The sequence below is a fragment of the Halomonas sp. SL1 genome (genome assembly GCF_003030865.2).
GTDB lineage: Bacteria > Pseudomonadota > Gammaproteobacteria > Pseudomonadales > Halomonadaceae > Halomonas > Halomonas halophila.
The window spans coordinates 22,073-40,055 of the sequence record NZ_PYUQ02000007.1; the positions used below are offsets into that span (position 1 = coordinate 22,073).

Here is a 17,983-nt window from a genome sequence, read left to right on the forward strand (position 1 = left end):
TCTTCCAGCTTCCCGCCGCGAAGCGGCGCTCTTACAGCTTCAAGCTTTAGGACTGCGTGCCGCCGACGGTCAGCTCGTCCAGCTTCAGCGTCGGCTGGCCGACGCCCACCGGCACACCCTGCCCTTCCTTGCCGCATACGCCGATGCCGGTATCCAGCTCCAGGTCGTGGCCGATCATCGACACATGCCCCATGGCCTCCGGACCGTTGCCGATCAGGGTCGCACCCTTGACCGGCGCGGTGATGCGGCCGTCCTCGATCAGATAGGCCTCGCTGGCCGAGAACACGAACTTGCCGGAGGTGATGTCCACCTGGCCGCCGCCGAAGCTCACGGCATAAATGCCGCGAGAGACGCTCTTGATGATGTCGGCGGGGTCGTCCTGGCCGGCGCGCATGTAGGTGTTGGTCATGCGCGGCATCGGCATGTGGGCGAAGGACTCGCGGCGGGCGTTGCCGGTGGGCGCCATGCCCATCAGTCGGGCGTTGAGCTTGTCCTGCATGTAGCCGGTGAGGATGCCGTCCTCGATCAGCGTGGTGCACTGGGTGGCCGTGCCCTCGTCGTCGACGGACAGCGAACCGCGACGGTCGGCCAGGGTGCCGTCATCGACCACGGTCACGCCGGGCGCGGCCACGCGCTCGCCCATGCGGCCGGCGAAGGCCGAGCTGCCCTTGCGATTGAAGTCGCCTTCCAGGCCGTGGCCCACGGCCTCGTGGAGCAGGATGCCCGGCCAGCCGGCGCCTAGCACCACCGGCATCTGGCCGGCCGGGGCGTCCACGGCGTCGAGGTTGACCAGCGCCTGGCGCACCGCCTCCTTGGCGAAGCGCTCGGCGACGTTCTCGTCGCGTAGCCGGGACATCGGGTAGCGGCCACCGCCGCCGGCACTGCCGCGCTCGCGGCGGCCGTCGCGTACCGTGATCACGCTGACGTTGAAACGCACCAGCGGGCGCACGTCGGCGGCCAGGGTGCCGTCGCTGGCACGCACCAGCACCACCTCGTAGACGCCGGTCAGCGAGGCGCTGACCTGGCTCACCGACGGGTCGGCGGCCCGGGCGACGCGATCGGCCTCCTTGAGCATGGCGACCTTCTCGTCGGCGGAGAGTCCGGCCAGCGGATCGATGCCGGCATAGCGAGCGGCCGGCGCCGTCACCACCCGCGGGGCGGCGCTCAGGCGCTGGCCGCTGCGCACGATGCCGGCGGCGGTGCGCCCGGTCTCGGCCAGGGCCTCCATGGAGATCTGGTTGGAGTAGGCGAAACCGGTCTTCTCCCCGGCCAGGGAGCGCACGCCGACGCCCCCGTCGATGTTGTAGCTGGCCTCCTTGACCTCACCGTCCTCCAGCACCCAGCCCTCGTGCCAGCTGCGCTGGAAGTACAGATCGGCGTAGTCGATGCCGGCGCCCATGGCGTGGCCGAGGCCGGTGTCGAGGGCATCGAGATCGAGCCCGCCGGGGGTCAGCAGCGCCTCGGCGGCCTGGTCGAGCAGGGGTTGCGTGTGTGATGTCATTCGGCACTTTCCAGAGCGATGCGCGGCGAGGTCCAGGGCCCCTCCACGCGATAGTGAATTCGGGTCACGCGGTCGAGGGCGTCGCCGAACAGCTTGTCGGCGATGAACAGCGCCCCTCCGACCACCGGCGCCCCGGCGATCACCGCCGCCAGGGGCAGGTTGCTGCTCACCGGCAGGGTAATGCCCAGGCGCTGGTCGAGTTCCCGCCGCGCCAGATCGACGCTGCCGTCGAGGGTGAAGCGGGTGGCCGGACCGTCGATCTCGACCGGACCGCGGGTCTCCAGCACCCCACCATACAGGGTCGCATCGCCGCTGACACGATCGAAGGCGGTGCCCCGCCCGGTGACGTCGGAGAAGTCCAGGGTCAGCCGGCGCAGCAGGTTGTCCACGTTGAGCAGGCCGACCAGCCGCGCCGAGGGCGATTCCAGGTTGACGAAACGACCGTCGCGCAGCTCGACCGCCAGGTTGCCCCGGGAGCGCGCCAGGGCGAACTGCCAGGGCGCACCGGGCCAGGCCAGCTGTCCGTCGACGCGGGTCTCGGCGTTGCGGATCGCCACCGGCTGGCCCAGCGCCTCCAGGGCCGACCCCAGGTCGCCGCCATCGATGTCCAGCCGTGCCCGGGTCAGGCTCGCCTCGGGGCCGGCGGCCTCCCAGGTCAGGCTGCCCCGGGCATCGATCTCGCCCAGCGTCAGCGCCAGCGGATCGATCACCAGGCGATCCGGCTCGGCCCGCCACTGGGCGTTCAGCGGCCCGAACCGTCGACCCTGATAGCTCAGTTCGTCGATGCCCAGCCGACCCGCCGGCAGCGCTTCGAGAGACGCCGGCATGGCGACCGGCGTCGGTGGCACCTCCAGCTCCTCGAGCAGGCGGCCGCCTCCCGCGGAGACCGGTGCCGGCTCGGCCGGCAGCAGACCGTCGAGGCGCAGCCGCGACAGCGAGACGTCGAGCGGCTGCGAAAGCCCCGGCCGATAGGCTAGCCGGCCGGTCAGCAGGCTGCCGTCCAGGGCCAGGTCCCAGCCGCCGGCCGTCGGGGCTCCCTCGACGATCATCGAGCCCAGGCAGCGCCGCTCGACGCTCAGGCAATCGGTATCCAGTATCAGGTGCGAGATGGCGCCGCTGCCCGCCAGCCCCTCGCCGGCACCGTCCACGCCGGCGGACAACGGCGCCAGGGCGGTGCCCCAGGCCTCGGCATCGACGCGCGGCAGATAGGCCTGCAGCGACCAGCCGGATTCACTGGGCCAGGTCGCCGGTGCCTCGCGGCCCAGCCAGGCCTGCCCCTGGCCGCCGCGCCCGGGGCGCCAGCGCCAGCCGAGGCGCGCACCCAGCCGGCCCGACCAGGGCCCGGACTCGGCCAGGGCGAAGGTCAGGCGCAGGTCCCGCGGCGTGCCGGCCGGCTTGCCCAGCGGCGCCGGCAGGTCGATGACCAGGTCGCGCAGTTCGCTCGACAGGTTCAAGATCGGCGTCTCGGCGTCGAGATCCACGTCGCCCTGCCAGGCCAGCGGGCCGGACAGCATGCCGCCGATGCCGGCCGGCGCGCCCAGCTCGGTCAGCGCCCCGGCGCGGGCAGTGCCCGACAGCGCGACACGTCCCTCGCCGGTGGCCAGCGTGGCGCTGACCGGCCCGCCCAGCAGCCGGCCGCTCAATCGACCGTCGAGGGAGCCGGCCTCGCCGCGCTGGCGCCAGGCCAGCGGCCCGCTGATGTCGCGGAACGAAAGCCCGCTCGCCGCATGGGTCAGGCGCGGCAGGTCGGCGTCGCCGGCGATGTCGAGCTGCAGCGCCTGGGGCTCGTCCAACGCCATCTCGAGGTCCAGGCCGGCCTCGACGCTCCCCTCGGCCTGCCAGTCGGTGACCGCCTCGATGCCATCGACGGGCATCGCGGCAAGATAGCCCGAGAGTGCCGGGGCGTCGGCGACGAGCGGCCCGCTGACCGAGAGCCGATCGTCCTCGAGGCGCACCTCGGCGTCGCGGGTGCGGATGCCCAGGCTCTCGGCGGCGTCCACCTCGGCCTCGAGGGTCTCGCCGCGCAGGCGCAGGCGGCCGGCCACGTCATCCAGCGCCGGCCAGCCGTCGGCGAACGGCAGCCGCCCGGCCTCGACCTCGAGATCCAGGTTCAGGGTCGGCTCGATGGTGGAAAGCCCGGTCTGCTCGTCGCGCAGCGGCACGTGCAGGCGCAGCGCCCCCGCAGGCACCCGCCCGGCCAGGCCGCCGGATAGCCAGTCGGCGAGCTCCGGGGCTTCCTCGCGCAGCACCACCATCGGCAGCCAGTCGGTCAACGGCCGCGAGCGAGCGTCCACGTCACGGAAATCCAGCGCCAGGCCGAAGCCGCCGCGGCCGGGGCCACCGGTGGCCAGGCCGAAGTCGCCGCTCACCTCGGCGCCGCGCCAGCCCGCCGAGAGGTGCCGCCCGCTGACGAAGCCGCGCTCGCCGTCGTAGCGCCAGCTCACCTCGCCGCTGGCATGATCGAGCGACATCGGCGCCTCGAAGACCTCGGGAAAGGCCAGCGTGCTGCCCTCGCCGCCGGCGAAGCGCACGCTGCCGTGATTCCCGTCGGCCTCCAGCCACAGCGCCAGCGGACCGCCGCCCGGGGCTTCGTTCCAGGGCGCCACGCTCACCTCGCTGGCACTGACCCGGGCCTGCCAGACGCCATCCTTCACCCCGGCGCCGAGGGCCTCGATGCGCCCGCGCGGGGCCAGCGCGGCCACGCCGCGGTCCAGCGCCTCCGGCAGCGGCAGCCGGGAGCGCCAGGCGGCCAGGGCCTCGAGATCGAACGGGCCGGTGGTGAGCCACCAGTCGCTGTCGTCGCCCTGAAGATACCAGTCCCGAGGCAGCGCTCGCGCCTCGGCCGAGGCCTCGGGGCCGGCGACCTGCTCGGCGTCGGCCTGCACCCAGGCCTGCCAGTCCTCGGCGCCGGCCGTGCGCCGCCATTGGCCCCGCAGCATGGCGTTGTCGAGCACGATATCCGACGCCTCGGCGTCGTCTACCGTCGTGCCCAGCACCAGGCGTGGCGCGGTGACGTCGAGGCGCGCGTCGGCCAGGCGCCCGTGGGTCCAGCGCCCCCACAGCCGGGCCTCGCCCGCCAGGTCGTCGAAGTCCGGCAGCCCCTCGACGCCGAACAGCGACGACAGCCCGGTCAGGCTGTCGAGGCTCATGTCGGCCTGCAGGGCCGCGCCGAAATCGTCCAGCCCCTCGCCCGGCACCAGCTCCATGACCACGCTCGCGGCCTCCCCCGGTCGGCCCCGCAGCCGCACCCGCCCCTCCAGATGCGTGCGTCGGGCATCGCCGACCATCAGCAGCCGCGGCGCCTCGAGCACCGCCTCGTGCTCGTCGCCGTGCAGCACCAGCTCGATGTCCTCGGCCCAGGCGCGCTGGCGCAGCAGCACGCCGACCCAGAAGTCCAGGCGCTCGAGATCGAACTCGCTATCGGGAATCAGCTCGGGGGGCACGTCGGCCGGCTCCGGCCAGTGCCATCGGCCGTCTTCGGCCTGATAGAGATGCAGGGTGAGATCGGACAGCCGCGCATCGGACACCACCGGCATCCCATCGCGCAGGCTGGCACCGGCATCGAGCCGCAGGCGAGCGTCGCCGAGCTCGAGCAGGGGCCGGTCGCCGCCGGCCGCACGCAGCGAGAGTCCGCGCAGCTCGAGCTCGGGATCGAATCCGGCCAGCCCACCCTCGATCGCCTCCAGGCTCACTGCAGCCTCGAAGCGGGCCGAAAGCAGCGCCTCCAGGCGCGGGGTGAGCTGATCGACCTGACCGAGCAGCAGGCGCAGCACCAGGGTGAGCACCGCCACCAGGGTGAGCGCCGCCGCCAGCAGCGTCAGGGTCCAGCGAATGGCCAGGCGAGTCCTCGACATGGGCTCACATCAGCACGATATCGTACTGCTCCTGGGAGTAGTGGGCCTCGACCTGGAAGCGGATGGTCTTGCCGATGAACTCCTCCAGGTCGGCCACCGCCGCGGACTCCTCGTCGAGCAGGCGATCGACCACCGGCTGGGAGGCCAGCACCGTATAGGTCTCGGCGCTGTAGGCCCGCTCCTCGCGCAGGATCTCGCGGAAGATCTCGTAGCACACCGATTCCGGGGTCTTGAGGGTGCCGCGACCGTGGCAGGACGGGCAGGCCTCGCACAGGGTCTGCTCGAGGCTCTCGCGGGTGCGCTTGCGCGTCACCTGCACCAGCCCCAGCTCGGTGACGCCGGTGCACTTGGTCTTGGCGTGATCGCGCTCGAGCGACTTCTCCAGCACGCGGAGCACCTGGCGCTGATGCTCCGGCTCCTCCATGTCGATGAAGTCGATGATGATGATGCCACCCAGATTGCGCAGCCGCAGCTGGCGGGCGATGGCGGTGGCGGCCTCGAGGTTGGTCTTGAAGATGGTCTCCTCGAGGTTGCGATGTCCCACGAAGCCACCGGTGTTGACGTCGATGGTGGTCATGGCCTCGGTGGGATCGATCACCAGGTAGCCGCCGGACTTGAGCTGGACCTTGCGTCCCAGCGCCTTCTGGATCTCGTCCTCGACGCTGAACAGGTCGAAGATCGGCCGCTCGCCAGCGTAGTGCTCGATGCGCTCCACCGCCGAGGGCATGAATTCCTCGGCGAACTCCAGCAGCTTGACGTGATTCTCCCGGGAATCGATGCGCACCTTCTCGATGTCGTCGCGCATCACGTCGCGCAGGGTGCGCATGAACAGCGGCAGGTCATCGTAGATGACGCTGGGGGCCGAGGCGGTGACCTTGCGCTCGCTGACCTTGCGCCACAGGCGCAGCAGGAAGTGCATGTCGCCAGCCATTTCCTCCTGCGTGACGCCCTCGGCGGCGGTGCGCACGATGAAGCCGCCCGTCACCTCCAGCGTCTGTTCCGCCTGGGCGGCCTCGACCAGCTCGCGCAGCCGCTCCCGCTCGCGCTCGTCCTCGATGCGCTGGGAGACGCCGTTGTGCGGCGAGTCCGGCATGTAGACCAGGTAGCGCGACGGCACCGAGAGATGCGTGGTCAGGCGCGCGCCCTTGGAGGCGATGGGGTCCTTGGTGACCTGCACCACCAGCGACTGGCCCTCGTGGAGCAGGTGGCCGATGGAGGCCTGCTCGTCGGCCGGGGTCCCGGAGGGCATCACCTCATGCGCGTGGATGAAGGCGGCCCGCTCGAGGCCGATGTCGACGAAGGCAGCCTGCATGCCCGGCAGTACACGCACCACCTTGCCCTTGTAGATGTTGCCGACGATGCCGCGGCGCCGGGCCCGCTCGATGAAGGCTTCCTGGAGCACGCCGTTCTCCACCACGGCGACCCGGGTCTCCATCGGGGTCAGGTTGATCAGTACTTCACCGCTCATGCGGAAATCCTTGTCCAGAGGAAACTCGAGGCATTATGACATAGCGCGGTTCCACAGCGGCACGCCCTGTCGGGCCAGCAATTCAGCGGTCTCGAACAGCGGCAGGCCGACCACCGCGGAATGGCTGCCCTCGAGACGCGACACGAACAGCGCCGCCCGGCCCTGAATGGCATAGCCGCCGGCCTTGTCGGCGGGCTCGCCGGTGGCCCAGTAGGCGGCGGCCTCGGCCTCGGTGATCTCGCGTAGCGTCACTCGCGTGGTCACGCAGGCGCTCAGCAGGCCCGCCGGGCCGGTCACCGCCACCGCGGTCAGCACCCGATGGGTGCGCCCGGACAGCGAGCGCAGCATGGCGGCGGCGTGCTCGCGGTCGCGCGGCTTGCCGAGGATGGCGTCGTCACACACCACCGCGGTGTCGGAGCCGAGCGTGGGCAGCGTGCTGCCCAGCGCCCCGGCCCGGGCCTTGTCCTCGGCCAGACGTCGAACATAGGCCTCGGGGGCTTCGCCGGGCCGCGGTGTCTCGTCGAGGTCGACCGGATGCACCTCGACCGGCACGTCGATGCTGGCCAGCAGCTCCCGGCGGCGCGGCGAGGCGGAGGCCAGCCGGATCAGCGGCGGCTCGGGAGCATCGGTGGCGGCATCGGACATCGTCATCCGGCTCACTCCTCGCTGCCGCGGCGTCGGAAGGCGCGGAACAGCGTGGTCAGCCAGGGCCACAGCAGCGCCCCGATCACCGAGGGCAGCAGGAAGGACAGGTGAATCGCAAAGGGCCCCAGCAGGGTCCGCAGCCACTGCTCCACCAGCTGCACCGTGCCCAGCAGCACCAGGATCAGCACCGCCTGCTGGAGCAGCGAGTAGGCCCGGAAACGCGGATAGACCAGGGCACACAGGAAGGCCAGCAGCGACAGCAGCAGAGCGTTCTGTCCCAGCGGCGCGCCCTGAATCAGGTCCACCAGGATGCCCAGCGCGAAGCCGTGGAAGACCCCGACCTTGTGGGGCGCTTTCATGCACCAGTAGATCAGCATCAGGCCCAGCCAGTCCGGGCGCCAGATCTGCCAGCCATCGGCCAGCGGCATCACCTGAAGGCACAGCGCCAGCAGCAGGGTCAGCCAGATCCAGGGCAGGCTCGCCGTCGCGCGTGCGGCCATTATTCCTCCTCCCCGACGGGACCGATCATTTCCAGCGCCGCCTGGACGGCGGCCTGGTCGAGCGCGACCGTCCAGCCCCCGCGGCCCGGCGCCTCGGGGGGCTCCGGCGGAAACAGCAACAGGAAATGGCGGGCGCGCTGCAGCTGGGCCACCGGGCGGGCCTCGACCCGGGCGAAGGGCTCGCCGGGATCGTGGACCACCGAGGTGACCCGCGCCACCGGATAGCCGGGCGGAAAGCGCCCGGCCAGCCCCGAGGTCATCAGCAGGTCGCCCTCGCGGATATCCGCGGTGTCCGGCACGTGCAGCACGCCGAGGGCGTCGTACTGGCCGGTGCCCTGAAGGATGAAGCGCAGGCCGTTGCGGTTGACCTGGACCGGCAGCGAGTGACTGGCGTCGGACACCATCAGCACCCGGCTGGCGTAGGCCGACACCGAGGTCACCTGCCCCACCAGCCCGGCGGCATCCATCACCGGCTGGCCGACGAAGACGCCGTCGCGCTGCCCGCGGTCGATGACCATGCGGTGGCTGAAGGGATCCGGGTCCAGCGACAGCAGCTCGGTGGTGATGAAGGGAATGTCATGCTCGCGGGTGGCATCCAGCAGCTCGCGCAGCCGCACGTTCTCGGCGGTCAGGCTGGCCATGCGCTGGACGCGATGCGAGAGGGTCAGGATCTGCTCGCGCAGTTGGCGATTCTCGTCGAGCAGCTCGCGCTGGTCGGAAAACGCCAGCGACGCCCAGTTGAGGGCGTCGCTGGGCAGGCTGACCAGCCACTGGACCGGCGCCACCAGGGTCGACAGCTGGGCCCGCACGGGCTCCATGCGCGTGAAACGCAGATCGGCGAACATCAGGGCCACGGCGAGGAGCGCGCAGAGCAGCATGCGATACCCCGGCACCGAGCCGTGCGAGAACAGCGGTTTGATGGCGTCCTCTCCCTATTCTCCTTGGCGGCGTCGGGCCTCTTGCCGCGACGCCTAGGCGAGGCCGTCGAGAGGCCACCCGCCCCTGGTGCTTCTAGCTTCCGCGGGAGAGCGCTGATTTATGTCGCGAGCGACGAGAGGCGGGGGCGCCTAGCCTGGCCGCCGCCGGAGCACAGCGCCCGCAGTGTAGCCTGCTACATGAGAGCCGACCGGGCCGGCGTACCGGCACCGCCGGTGGCCAGGATATCGAGCGCAGCAATAAATCAGCGCTTTCCAACGTCAGTCGCTGGAGAGCAGTTCAAACGTATGCTGATCGATCATCTCGAGGGCCTTGCCGCCGCCGCGGGCCACGCAGGTCAGCGGGTCCTCGGCGACGACCACCGGCAGGCCGCTCTCCTCGGCGATCAGCTTGTCGAGATCGCGCAGCAGCGCACCGCCGCCGGTCAGCACCAGGCCGCGCTCGGCGATGTCGGAGGCCAGCTCGGGGGGCGACTGTTCCAGCGCGCTCTTCACCGCCGCGACGATGGAGCCCAGGGTCTCCTGCAGGGCGTCGAGGATCTCGTGGGAATTCAGGGTGAAACTGCGCGGAATGCCCTCGGCCAGGTTGCGGCCGCGCACGTCGATCTCGCGCAGCTCGCCGCCGGGGTAGGCGCAGCCGATCTCTTCCTTGATGCGTTCGGCGGTGGACTCGCCGATCAGGCTGCCGTAGTGGCGGCGCACGTAGGCGATGATCGCCTCGTCGAAGCGGTCGCCGCCGACACGGATCGACTCGGAGTAGACCACGCCGTTGAGCGAGATGATGGCGATCTCGCTGGTGCCGCCGCCGATGTCGACAACCATCGAGCCCTGGGCTTCCTCGACCGGCAGGCCGGCGCCGATGGCCGCGGCCATGGGCTCCTCGATCAGGAACACCTCACGGGCGCCGGCGCCCTCGGCGGATTCCTTGATGGCGCGGCGCTCGACCTGGGTCGACATGCAGGGCACGCAGACCAGCACCCGCGGGCTCGGCGTCAGGAAGGTGCTCTGATGGACCTTGCGGATGAAGTACTGCAGCATCTGCTCGGTCACGGTGAAGTCGGCGATGACGCCGTCCTTCATCGGGCGGATGGCGGTGATGTTGCCCGGTGTGCGGCCCAGCATGCGCTTGGCGTCGGCACCCACGGCGGCCACGCTGCGCATGTTGCCGGACTGGCGGATCGCCACCACCGACGGCTCGTCGAGCACGATGCCGCGCCCGCGGACGTAAATCAGCGTATTGGCCGTCCCCAGGTCGATCGACAGATCGCTGGAAAACAGCCCCCTCAAACGTTTGAACATGAAGTCGTTACCTAGTGCAGACCGGGGACCCTGTGCGGGGGCAAACCGTATCACTGCACCCCCCCAGCGGCAAGCGCCACGCCCCTGGCCCCTGCCCGCCGTGACGCGAATGTGATAACTTCTGCGGTCTTTTCTGCCACCCTTTCGAGGACACCCGATCATGGCGCTTGAACACGCAGACGTTCTCCGGGCCGCCCACCTGGCCCGTCTCGGCCTGGACGAGGGTGAGGCCGACCGCTACCTCGACGACCTGGGCCGCATCCTGGAGATGGCCGACCAGCTGCAGTCGATCGACACCGACGGCGTCGCCCCGCTGGCCCACCCGCTGGACGCCACCCAGCGCCTGCGCGCCGACGAGGTCACCGAGGCCGACCAGCGCGAGACCTTCCAGCGCTGCGCCCCCGCGGTGGAGAACGGCCTCTATCTGGTGCCGCGAGTCGTCGAATGACCGCCTCCCTCTTTCGTCGTCAATGACATGTCATCACGGAGCCCCGGCCCCATGCACGACCAGACACTGACCGGACTCGCCGCCGCCCTGGCGGCCGGCGAGTTCTCCAGCCGCGAGCTGACCGAACATCTGCTCGCGCGCATCGAGCGCCATGACGGCGCGCTCAACAGCTTTATCACCGTCACTGGCGATGCCGCGCTCGAAGCAGCGGATCGCGCCGATGCCGCCCGCGCTCGCGGTGAGGCCGGCCCGCTGACCGGCCTCCCGCTGGCACTGAAGGACATCTTCTGCACTCGGGGCGTCAAGACCAGCTGCGGCTCGAAGATGCTCGACAACTTCGACGCGCCCTACGACGCCACCGTGGTCGAGAAACTGGCCGCGGCCGGCACCCTGAGTCTCGGCAAGACCAACATGGACGAGTTCGCCATGGGCTCGTCCAACGAGAACAGCTTCTATGGCGCGGTGAAGAACCCCTGGGACCTCGGCGCCGTGCCCGGCGGCAGCTCCGGCGGCAGCGCCGCCGCGGTGGCCGCGGGCCTGGTGCCGGCGGCGCTCGGCACCGACACCGGCGGCTCGATCCGTCAGCCGGCGGCCTTCTGCGGCATCACCGGCCTGAAGCCGACCTACGGTCGCGTGTCGCGCTACGGCATGATCGCCTACGCCTCGAGCCTCGACCAGGCCGGCCCCATGGCCCGCACCGCCGAGGACTGCGCCCACCTGCTCGGCGCCATCGCCGGCCACGACCTGCGCGACTCCACCAGCGTGGCGCGCGGCGTGCCGGACTACACCGAGGGCCTCGACGCCCCGCTGTCCGGCCTCAAGATCGGCCTGCCCAAGGAGTACTTCGGCGACGGCCTTTCCGCCGAGGTCGAGAGCGCGGTGCGCGAGGCGATCGCGGTCTACGAATCGCTCGGCGCCACGGTGCGCGAGGTCAGCCTGCCGCATACCCACTATGCGATCCCGGCCTACTACGTGATCGCGCCGGCCGAGGCCTCCTCCAATCTGTCGCGCTTCGACGGCGTGCGCTTCGGCCACCGCTGCGAGAACCCGACCGACCTGATCGACCTCTACAAGCGCTCCCGGGGCGAGGGCTTCGGCGAGGAGGTCAAGCGGCGCATCCTGATCGGCACCCACACCCTCTCCGAGGGCTTCTTCGACGCCTACTACAAGCAGGCGCAGAAGGTCCGCCGCCTGATCCGCCAGGACTTCCTCGACGCCTTCGAGGAGGTCGACGTGCTGATGGGCCCGGCCTCGCCGACCCCGGCCTTCGACCTGGGCGTCAACAAGGACCCGGTGTCGATGTACCTGCAGGACATCTACACCATCGCCGTCAACCTGGCCGGCATCCCCGGCATCAGCGTGCCGGCCGGCTTCGCCGGCGGCCGCCCCGTGGGCCTGCAGATCCTCGGCACCCACTTCGCCGAGGCCCAGCTGCTCAACGTCGCCCACCAGTTCCAGCAGGCCACCGACTGGCACCTGCGCCGTCCCGACCTCGCCGAGGAGACCGCCTGATGCAATGGGAAACCGTGATCGGGCTGGAGGTCCACGTCCAGCTCGCCACCCGCTCCAAGATCTTCTCCGGCGCCTCCACCGCGTTCGGCGCCGAGCCCAACACCCAGGCCTGCGCCGTCGACCTGGGCCTGCCGGGCGTGCTGCCGGTGCTCAACGAGCAGGCAGTGGCCATGGCCGTGCAGTTCGGCCTCGGCATCCACGCCGAGATCCCCGAGGTCTCGGTGTTCGACCGCAAGAACTACTTCTACCCGGACCTGCCCAAGGGCTACCAGACCAGCCAGATGTATGAGCCGATCGTCGGCCCGGGCGAGGTCGAGATCCTGCTCGACGACGGCGAGAGCAAGCGCATCCGCGTGCATCACGCCCACCTCGAGGAAGATGCCGGCAAGTCGCTCCACGAGGACTTCCACGGCATGACCGGCATCGATCTCAACCGCGCCGGCACGCCGCTGCTGGAGATCGTCTCAGAGCCGGACATGCGTAGCGCGAAGGAGGCGGCCGCCTATCTGAAAGCCATTCACTCCATCGTAACGTATCTCGGGATCTCGGACGGCAATATGGCCGAGGGTTCGATGCGCTGCGACGTCAACGTCTCGGTGCGCCCCAAGGGCCAGGAAGCCTTCGGTACCCGCGCCGAGATCAAGAACGTCAACTCCTTCCGCTTCGTCGAGCGTGCCATCGAGTTCGAGGTCGAGCGCCAGACCGAGCTGCTCGAGGACGGCGGCACGGTGGTCCAGGAGACCCGTCTCTACGACCCCGAGGCCGACGAGACCCGCAGCATGCGCACCAAGGAGGAGGCCAACGACTACCGTTACTTCCCCTGCCCCGACCTGCTGCCGGTGGTGCTCGACCAGGCCTACGTCGACCACCTGCGCGGCCAGCTGCCGGAACTGCCGGCCGCCAAGCGCGAGCGCTTCCAGGGCGAGCTCGGCCTCTCCGCCTACGACGCCGGCGTGCTCTCGGCGAGCCGTGCCATGGCCGAGTACTTCGAGCGCGTTCATGCGGTCTGTGGCGACGCCAAGCAGGCCGCCAACTGGGTCCAGGGCGAGCTGTCCGGCGCCCTGAACCGCGAGGGCCTGGCGATCGTCGACAGCCCGGTCTCCGCCGACCAGCTCGGCGGCCTGATCGTCCGGGTGCTGGACGACACCATCAACGGCAAGGCCGCCAAGCAGGTGTTCCAGGCGCTGTGGCACGGCGAAGGCGGGGGCGAAAACAACAGCGCCGACGCCATCATCGAGGCCAAGGGGCTGAAGCAGGTCACCGACACCGGCGCCATCGAGGCCATGATCGATCAGGTGATCGCGGACAGTCCGGCCCAGGTCGCCCAGTACCGCGACGCCGAGCCGGACAAGCGCGGCAAGATGATCGGCTACTTCGTCGGCCAGGTGATGAAGGCCTCCCGCGGCACCGCCAACCCCCAGCAGGTCAACGCCCTGCTCAAGGAAAAGCTCGACGCCCTGTGCTGAGCCCCGAGGGGCGGGCCTGACCGGCCCGCCCCGTCGACTTCAGAGGATGAACCATGGCAGAAGACGTCGGCGCGCGATTGCGTGCCCTGCGTAAACTGAGAGGCATCTCCCAGCGCGAACTGGCCAAGCGCTGTGGCGTCACCCACTCCAGCCTGTCGCTCATCGAGCAGGGCAAGGTCAGCCCCTCGGTGAGCTCACTGAAGAAGATCCTCGATGCCATCCCCATGAGCGTCGGCGACTTCTTCACCATGGACCTGGAGAGCCGCGACCAGGTGTTCTATTCGGCCGACGAGCTGGCCGACGTGGGCAGCGGCGACGTCATCTACAAGCTGGTCGGCGGCAATCGCACCGCCCGCGCGCTGAACTTCATGGTCGAGACCTACCCCCCGGGGGCCGACACCGGCCGCGAGATGATCGCCCACCAGGGCGAGGAAGCCGGCGTAGTGCTGGAGGGCGAGATCGAGATCACCATCGGCGCCGAGACCCGCGTGCTGACCTCCGGCGAGGCCTACTACTTCGACACCAACGTCCCCCATCGCTTTCGCAACGTCGGCGAGGTCGCCTGCCGACTGGTCAGCTGCGCCACCCCGGCCCGCAGCTTCTGAACGTGGCGACGCCCCGGCACCACCGCCGGACATCGCCCCCACCCCGGGAGACCCCCATGCCGAACGTCAACATCCAGCTGATCGAAGGCCGCAGCGCCGAGCAGAAGGAAGCCCTGATCGAGAAGATCACCGCGGCCTGCGTCGAGGCCATCGACTGCACCCCGGAGAGCGTGCGCATCGTGCTCTCCGACATCGCGCCCCAGGACTTCGGCCTGAGCGGCGAGTCGGTCGCCAAGCGCCGCGCCGATCAGGACACGACGGCCTAATCCTCCCCCCTTTCCCGGATGAGGCGTGGGGCGGACGACTCCACGCACCGCGCCTCGATCGGGTCATTCGCCAGGCCAGCCGGCCACCGCCGCTTTCAGCTCTTCTGCCGCTCAATCTCCGCCCGCAGCGCCTCGGCCTGCTCGGTCAGCACCGCATTGGACCGCATGTCACCGTTGCGTGCAGCCGTCATGGCCTCCTCCAGCTTCTGCTCGTACTGCCGCTGGAGCTTCTTAAGCGGGTCTCGCTTGAGCCAGTTCAACATGCCATTTCCTCCGCAAGAGCCAGAATTTCGTACAACTTAGAAACAACTATTGTACAAGAAAATTCCGCTCCCGGCGCTCATTCGACGCCCCCATAACGAGCCGGCCGACGATCGCCTGACGAGGTGACGGGTGTGCCACGCGGCGAACAGCGCCGCAATCCTTCCCCCCTGGCCGCCGCCCAGGACGCCGTTTCCTGACCGAGCCCGCGGCACGAAAAAAGCCGGCCGCGGCGAACCGCGGCCGGCAAGTCGAGGGATCCCCTCCCCCATCAGTGCTCCAGGCTCCGCCCCTCAGGGTGCCAGCGTCATCCACACGCTCTTGAGATCGGAGTACTCTTCCAGCGAGTGATGCGACTTGTCGCGCCCGTTGCCCGACTGCTTGACCCCGCCGAAGGGCACCGTCTGGTCCATGTCCGCCCAGTTGTTGACGAACACCTGGCCCGAGCGCAGCCGGCGCGTGACGCGCATGATGCGATCGATGTCCTGGCTCCACAGCCCGGCCGCCAGGCCGTAGTCGCTGTCGTTGGCCAGCCGTACCGCCTCGTCCTCGTCATCGAAGCCGAACACCGCCAGCACCGGGCCGAAGATCTCCTCGCGGCCGATGGCCATGGCGTCGGTGACGCCGTCGAACACCGTCGGCGGGATAAACAGTCCCTTGCCCTCGATGGCGGTGGCCTCGCCACCGGCGCGCAGGGTCGCGCCCTCCGCCACGCCGCGACGGATATAGTCGAGCACCCGCTCGTACTGGGCCTGGTCGACCATCGCGCCCATGAAGCTGTCCGGGTCCAGCGGGTCGCCGGGCTGCATGCGCTCGGCAGCGGCCAGCACCTTGTCGACGAAGGCCTCGCGGATCGAGTTCTCGACCAGCAGCCGCGAGCCGGCGATGCACACCTCGCCCTGGTTGTGGAAGATCGCCCCGGCGGCGTGCTCGGCGACCCTGTCGAGATCCTTGCAGTCGGCGAACACCAGGTTCGGGCTCTTGCCGCCGCACTCCAGGAACACCTTCTTGAGATTGGACTGGCCGGCGTACTGCATCAGCTGCTTGCCGACCCCGGTGGAGCCGGTGAAGGCCAGGCAGTCGACGTCCATCGACAGCGCCAGCGCCTTGCCCACGGTGTGGCCGAAGCCCGGCAGCACCTGGAACACGCCGCACGGCAGGCCGGCCTCGCGGGCCAGGCTGGCCAGGCGCAGCGCCGACAGCGGCGACTTCTCCGACGGCTTCAAGATGACGCTGTTGCCGGCGGCCAGCGCCGGGCCGATCTTCCAGGCGGTCATCATCAGCGGGAAGTTCCACGGCACGATGGAGGCCACCACGCCCAGCGGCTCGCGCAGCACCAGCCCCAGGCTCTCCTCGCCGGTGGGCGCGACTTCGCCGTAGAGCTTGTCGATGGACTCGGCATGGTGACGAATGCAGCCGATGGCGCCGGCCATGTCGCCCAGCGAACTATTCACCGGCTTGCCCATGTCCAGGGTGTCGAGCAGCGCCAGCTCGTGCTTGTTGGCCTCCATCAGCGCGGCCAGGCGAAGCAGCACGGCCTTGCGCTGGCCCGGGGCCCGGCGCGACCACTCGCCGCCCTCGAAGGCGCGCCGGGCGGCCGATACCGCCCGTTCGGCGTCGGCGGCGTCGCAGCTCGCCACCTCGGCCAGCGCCTCGCCGGTGGCCGGGTTGACGGTGGTCAGGGTCGCGCCGTCGACGGCGTCGACGAAGGCATCGTCGACGTAGGCGCGGGTCTCGAAGCCTTGCTCGACCAGCGAGGCGGCCAGCGCCTGCCAGTCGTCACGGGTCGTCGGGGCGGGGCTCATGCGCGAATCTCCTCTCGCGGGGCGTTGTCGGTCACCGCATGCTCGGCCAGGCGAGCCGCGGTCTCGTCGAGCGCCTGGCGGGCCAGGCGCACCAGTTCATCGATCTCGTCGCGGGTGATCACCAGGGGCGGCGAGATGATCATGGTATCGCCCACCGAGCGCATCACCAGCCCCGCCTCGAAGCACAGATCGCGGCACAGGTTGCCGGCGCCCAGCGACTTGTCGAAGCGCGTACCCGAGGCCTTGTCGGCGACCAGCTCCAGGGCGCCCATCAGCCCCAGCGAGCGCGCCTCGCCGACGATGGGATGCTCACCCAGCTCGGCCCAGCGCCGGGCCAGATAGGGCCCCAGATCATCGCGCACGCGATCGACCACGCCCTCGGCCTCCAGCAGCTCCAGGTTCTTCAGCGCCACGGCGGCGCAGGTGGGATGCCCCGAGTAGGTGAAACCGTGGAAGAACTCGCCCCCCTCCTCGATCAGGGCCTCGGCCACCCGATCGCCGACCAGCACGCCGCCGATCGGCAGGTAGCCCGAGGAAAGCCCCTTGGCGATCGGCATCAGGTCCGGCTCGAGGCCGAAGTGCTGACTGCCGAACCACTCGCCGAGGCGACCGAAGCCACAGATCACCTCATCGGCGACCAGCAGGATGTCGTACTTGGCCAGCACGGCCTTCACCGCCGGCCAGTAGCTCGCCGGCGGCATGATGGCGCCGCCGGCCCCCTGGACCGGCTCGGCGATGAAGGCGGCGACGTTCTCCTCGCCGAGCTCGAGGATCTTGTCCTCCAGCGCCTCGGCGCAGCGGCGCCCGAAGGCCTCCTGCGACAGGTCACGGCCCTCGCCAAACCAATAGGGCTGCGCGACATGGGCGATCTCCGGCACGCAGGGCCCACCCTGGTCGTGCATGGGCGCCATGCCGCCGAGGCTCATGCCGGCCAGGGTGGAACCGTGATAGCCGTTCTCGCGGCCGATGATCCAGCGCTTGCCGGGGCGCCCCTTCAGCGCCCAGTAGCGGCGCACCATGCGCAGCACGGTGTCGTTGGCCTCGGAGCCCGAGCCGGTGAAGAAGACATGATTGACGTGTGCCGGGGCGAGCTCACAGAGCTTCTCGGCCAGCTGCAGGGCCGGCGGATGCGTGGTCTTGAAGAAGGTGTTGTAGTAGGGCAGCCGCTCGAGCTGAGCGGTCGCCGCCTCGACCAGCTCGCGACGGCCGTAACCCAGGTTCACGCACCACAGTCCCGCCATGCCGTCGAGGATACGGTGCCCCTCGCTGTCGTGGATGTAGACGCCCTCGGCATGGGTCACGACGCGGCTGCCCTCCTCGCCCAGCGCCTTGAAATCGGTGAACGGATGAAGATGATGCGCGCGGTCGCGGGCCTGATATTGCGATGTCTGCATGATGATTCTCCTTGATGACACTCG

General features: G+C 70.1%; 15 protein-coding genes. 5 read left to right on the plus strand and 10 right to left on the minus strand.

Annotated elements, in window-relative coordinates; translation table 11 throughout:
• Nucleotides 1-46: 46 nt before the first annotated feature.
• From tldD to C9J49_RS02505, 7 genes are all read right to left on the minus strand, one after another.
• Nucleotides 47-1,501, minus strand: a complete 1,455-nt coding sequence (tldD, locus tag C9J49_RS02475) for a metalloprotease TldD (RefSeq protein ID WP_035592371.1) — start codon at nt 1,499-1,501, stop codon at nt 47-49.
• The gene (locus C9J49_RS02480) at nt 1,498-5,355 is read right to left on the minus strand and encodes a YhdP family protein (protein ID WP_107180764.1); all 3,858 of its coding nucleotides are present in this window, start codon (nt 5,353-5,355) and stop codon (nt 1,498-1,500) included. Before C9J49_RS02480 ends, tldD begins: the two co-directional genes overlap by 4 nt.
• A gap of 4 nt (nt 5,356-5,359) precedes the next feature.
• Nucleotides 5,360-6,823, minus strand: coding sequence for a ribonuclease G (gene rng / locus C9J49_RS02485; RefSeq protein WP_046079784.1), 1,464 nt, complete (start codon nt 6,821-6,823; stop codon nt 5,360-5,362).
• Between the two features lie 33 nt (nt 6,824-6,856).
• On the minus strand, nt 6,857-7,474 hold the full coding sequence (locus tag C9J49_RS02490; RefSeq protein WP_106488740.1) for a nucleoside triphosphate pyrophosphatase: 618 nt from the start codon (nt 7,472-7,474) through the stop codon (nt 6,857-6,859).
• 5 nt (nt 7,475-7,479) lie between these two features.
• On the minus strand, nt 7,480-7,968 hold the full coding sequence (gene mreD, locus C9J49_RS02495; RefSeq protein ID WP_035598422.1) for a rod shape-determining protein MreD: 489 nt from the start codon (nt 7,966-7,968) through the stop codon (nt 7,480-7,482).
• On the minus strand, nt 7,968-8,846 hold the full coding sequence (gene mreC / locus C9J49_RS02500) for a rod shape-determining protein MreC (RefSeq protein ID WP_052052561.1): 879 nt from the start codon (nt 8,844-8,846) through the stop codon (nt 7,968-7,970). Before mreC ends, mreD begins: the two co-directional genes overlap by 1 nt.
• Before the next feature lie 318 nt (nt 8,847-9,164).
• Nucleotides 9,165-10,202: a rod shape-determining protein gene (locus tag C9J49_RS02505; RefSeq protein ID WP_035598417.1), complete on the minus strand. Its 1,038-nt coding sequence runs from the start codon at nt 10,200-10,202 to the stop codon at nt 9,165-9,167.
• A 160-nt stretch (nt 10,203-10,362) separates the two neighbouring features.
• Here C9J49_RS02505 and gatC point away from each other — a divergent pair, with 160 nt between their 5' ends.
• The 5 genes from gatC to C9J49_RS02530 are packed head-to-tail and all read left to right on the plus strand — an operon-like array spanning nt 10,363 to nt 14,499.
• The gene (gatC, locus tag C9J49_RS02510; protein WP_035598414.1) at nt 10,363-10,650 is read left to right on the plus strand and encodes an Asp-tRNA(Asn)/Glu-tRNA(Gln) amidotransferase subunit GatC; all 288 of its coding nucleotides are present in this window, start codon (nt 10,363-10,365) and stop codon (nt 10,648-10,650) included.
• Nucleotides 10,651-10,701: 51 nt separating this feature from the next.
• Nucleotides 10,702-12,162 carry an Asp-tRNA(Asn)/Glu-tRNA(Gln) amidotransferase subunit GatA gene (gene gatA, locus C9J49_RS02515; protein WP_107180765.1) on the plus strand — a complete coding sequence of 487 codons (1,461 nt, stop codon included), beginning with the start codon at nt 10,702-10,704 and terminating at the stop codon, nt 12,160-12,162.
• On the plus strand, nt 12,162-13,628 hold the full coding sequence (gene gatB, locus C9J49_RS02520; RefSeq protein WP_107180766.1) for an Asp-tRNA(Asn)/Glu-tRNA(Gln) amidotransferase subunit GatB: 1,467 nt from the start codon (nt 12,162-12,164) through the stop codon (nt 13,626-13,628). Before gatA ends, gatB begins: the two co-directional genes overlap by 1 nt.
• Nucleotides 13,629-13,681: 53 nt before the next feature.
• On the plus strand, nt 13,682-14,233 hold the full coding sequence (locus tag C9J49_RS02525) for a cupin domain-containing protein (protein WP_035598406.1): 552 nt from the start codon (nt 13,682-13,684) through the stop codon (nt 14,231-14,233).
• Nucleotides 14,234-14,289: 56 nt separating this feature from the next.
• A complete protein-coding gene (locus C9J49_RS02530) occupies nt 14,290-14,499 on the plus strand; it encodes a 2-hydroxymuconate tautomerase family protein (protein WP_035598404.1) in 210 nt (69 codons plus the stop codon).
• A gap of 95 nt (nt 14,500-14,594) precedes the next feature.
• Here C9J49_RS02530 and C9J49_RS02535 read toward each other — a convergent pair whose 3' ends face one another.
• The 3 genes from C9J49_RS02535 to C9J49_RS02545 all read right to left on the minus strand — a co-directional run bounded on the left by C9J49_RS02535 (nt 14,595) and on the right by C9J49_RS02545 (nt 17,959).
• Entirely contained in the window at nt 14,595-14,762 is a 168-nt protein-coding gene (locus tag C9J49_RS02535; RefSeq protein WP_107180767.1) for a DUF6435 family protein, read from the minus strand.
• Between the two features lie 291 nt (nt 14,763-15,053).
• Nucleotides 15,054-16,565 (minus strand): aldehyde dehydrogenase, encoded by a 1,512-nt coding sequence (locus C9J49_RS02540; RefSeq protein WP_107180768.1) that lies wholly within the window; start codon nt 16,563-16,565, stop codon nt 15,054-15,056.
• Complete coding sequence (locus C9J49_RS02545; RefSeq protein ID WP_107180769.1) at nt 16,562-17,959, minus strand: aspartate aminotransferase family protein; 1,398 nt, start codon at nt 17,957-17,959, stop codon at nt 16,562-16,564. Before C9J49_RS02545 ends, C9J49_RS02540 begins: the two co-directional genes overlap by 4 nt.
• Nucleotides 17,960-17,983: the final 24 nt, after the last annotated feature.

Coding starts and splice junctions, on each gene's coding strand:
- tldD (WP_035592371.1), bottom strand. CDS start 1,501: ATGACATCACACACGCAACCCCTGCTCGACCAGGCCGCCGAGGCGCTG.
- C9J49_RS02480 (WP_107180764.1), bottom strand. CDS start 5,355: ATGTCGAGGACTCGCCTGGCCATTCGCTGGACCCTGACGCTGCTGGCG.
- rng (WP_046079784.1), bottom strand. CDS start 6,823: ATGAGCGGTGAAGTACTGATCAACCTGACCCCGATGGAGACCCGGGTC.
- C9J49_RS02490 (WP_106488740.1), bottom strand. CDS start 7,474: ATGACGATGTCCGATGCCGCCACCGATGCTCCCGAGCCGCCGCTGATC.
- mreD (WP_035598422.1), bottom strand. CDS start 7,968: ATGGCCGCACGCGCGACGGCGAGCCTGCCCTGGATCTGGCTGACCCTG.
- mreC (WP_052052561.1), bottom strand. CDS start 8,846: ATGCTGCTCTGCGCGCTCCTCGCCGTGGCCCTGATGTTCGCCGATCTG.
- C9J49_RS02505 (WP_035598417.1), bottom strand. CDS start 10,202: ATGTTCAAACGTTTGAGGGGGCTGTTTTCCAGCGATCTGTCGATCGAC.
- gatC (WP_035598414.1), top strand. CDS start 10,363: ATGGCGCTTGAACACGCAGACGTTCTCCGGGCCGCCCACCTGGCCCGT.
- gatA (WP_107180765.1), top strand. CDS start 10,702: ATGCACGACCAGACACTGACCGGACTCGCCGCCGCCCTGGCGGCCGGC.
- gatB (WP_107180766.1), top strand. CDS start 12,162: ATGCAATGGGAAACCGTGATCGGGCTGGAGGTCCACGTCCAGCTCGCC.
- C9J49_RS02525 (WP_035598406.1), top strand. CDS start 13,682: ATGGCAGAAGACGTCGGCGCGCGATTGCGTGCCCTGCGTAAACTGAGA.
- C9J49_RS02530 (WP_035598404.1), top strand. CDS start 14,290: ATGCCGAACGTCAACATCCAGCTGATCGAAGGCCGCAGCGCCGAGCAG.
- C9J49_RS02535 (WP_107180767.1), bottom strand. CDS start 14,762: ATGTTGAACTGGCTCAAGCGAGACCCGCTTAAGAAGCTCCAGCGGCAG.
- C9J49_RS02540 (WP_107180768.1), bottom strand. CDS start 16,565: ATGAGCCCCGCCCCGACGACCCGTGACGACTGGCAGGCGCTGGCCGCC.
- C9J49_RS02545 (WP_107180769.1), bottom strand. CDS start 17,959: ATGCAGACATCGCAATATCAGGCCCGCGACCGCGCGCATCATCTTCAT.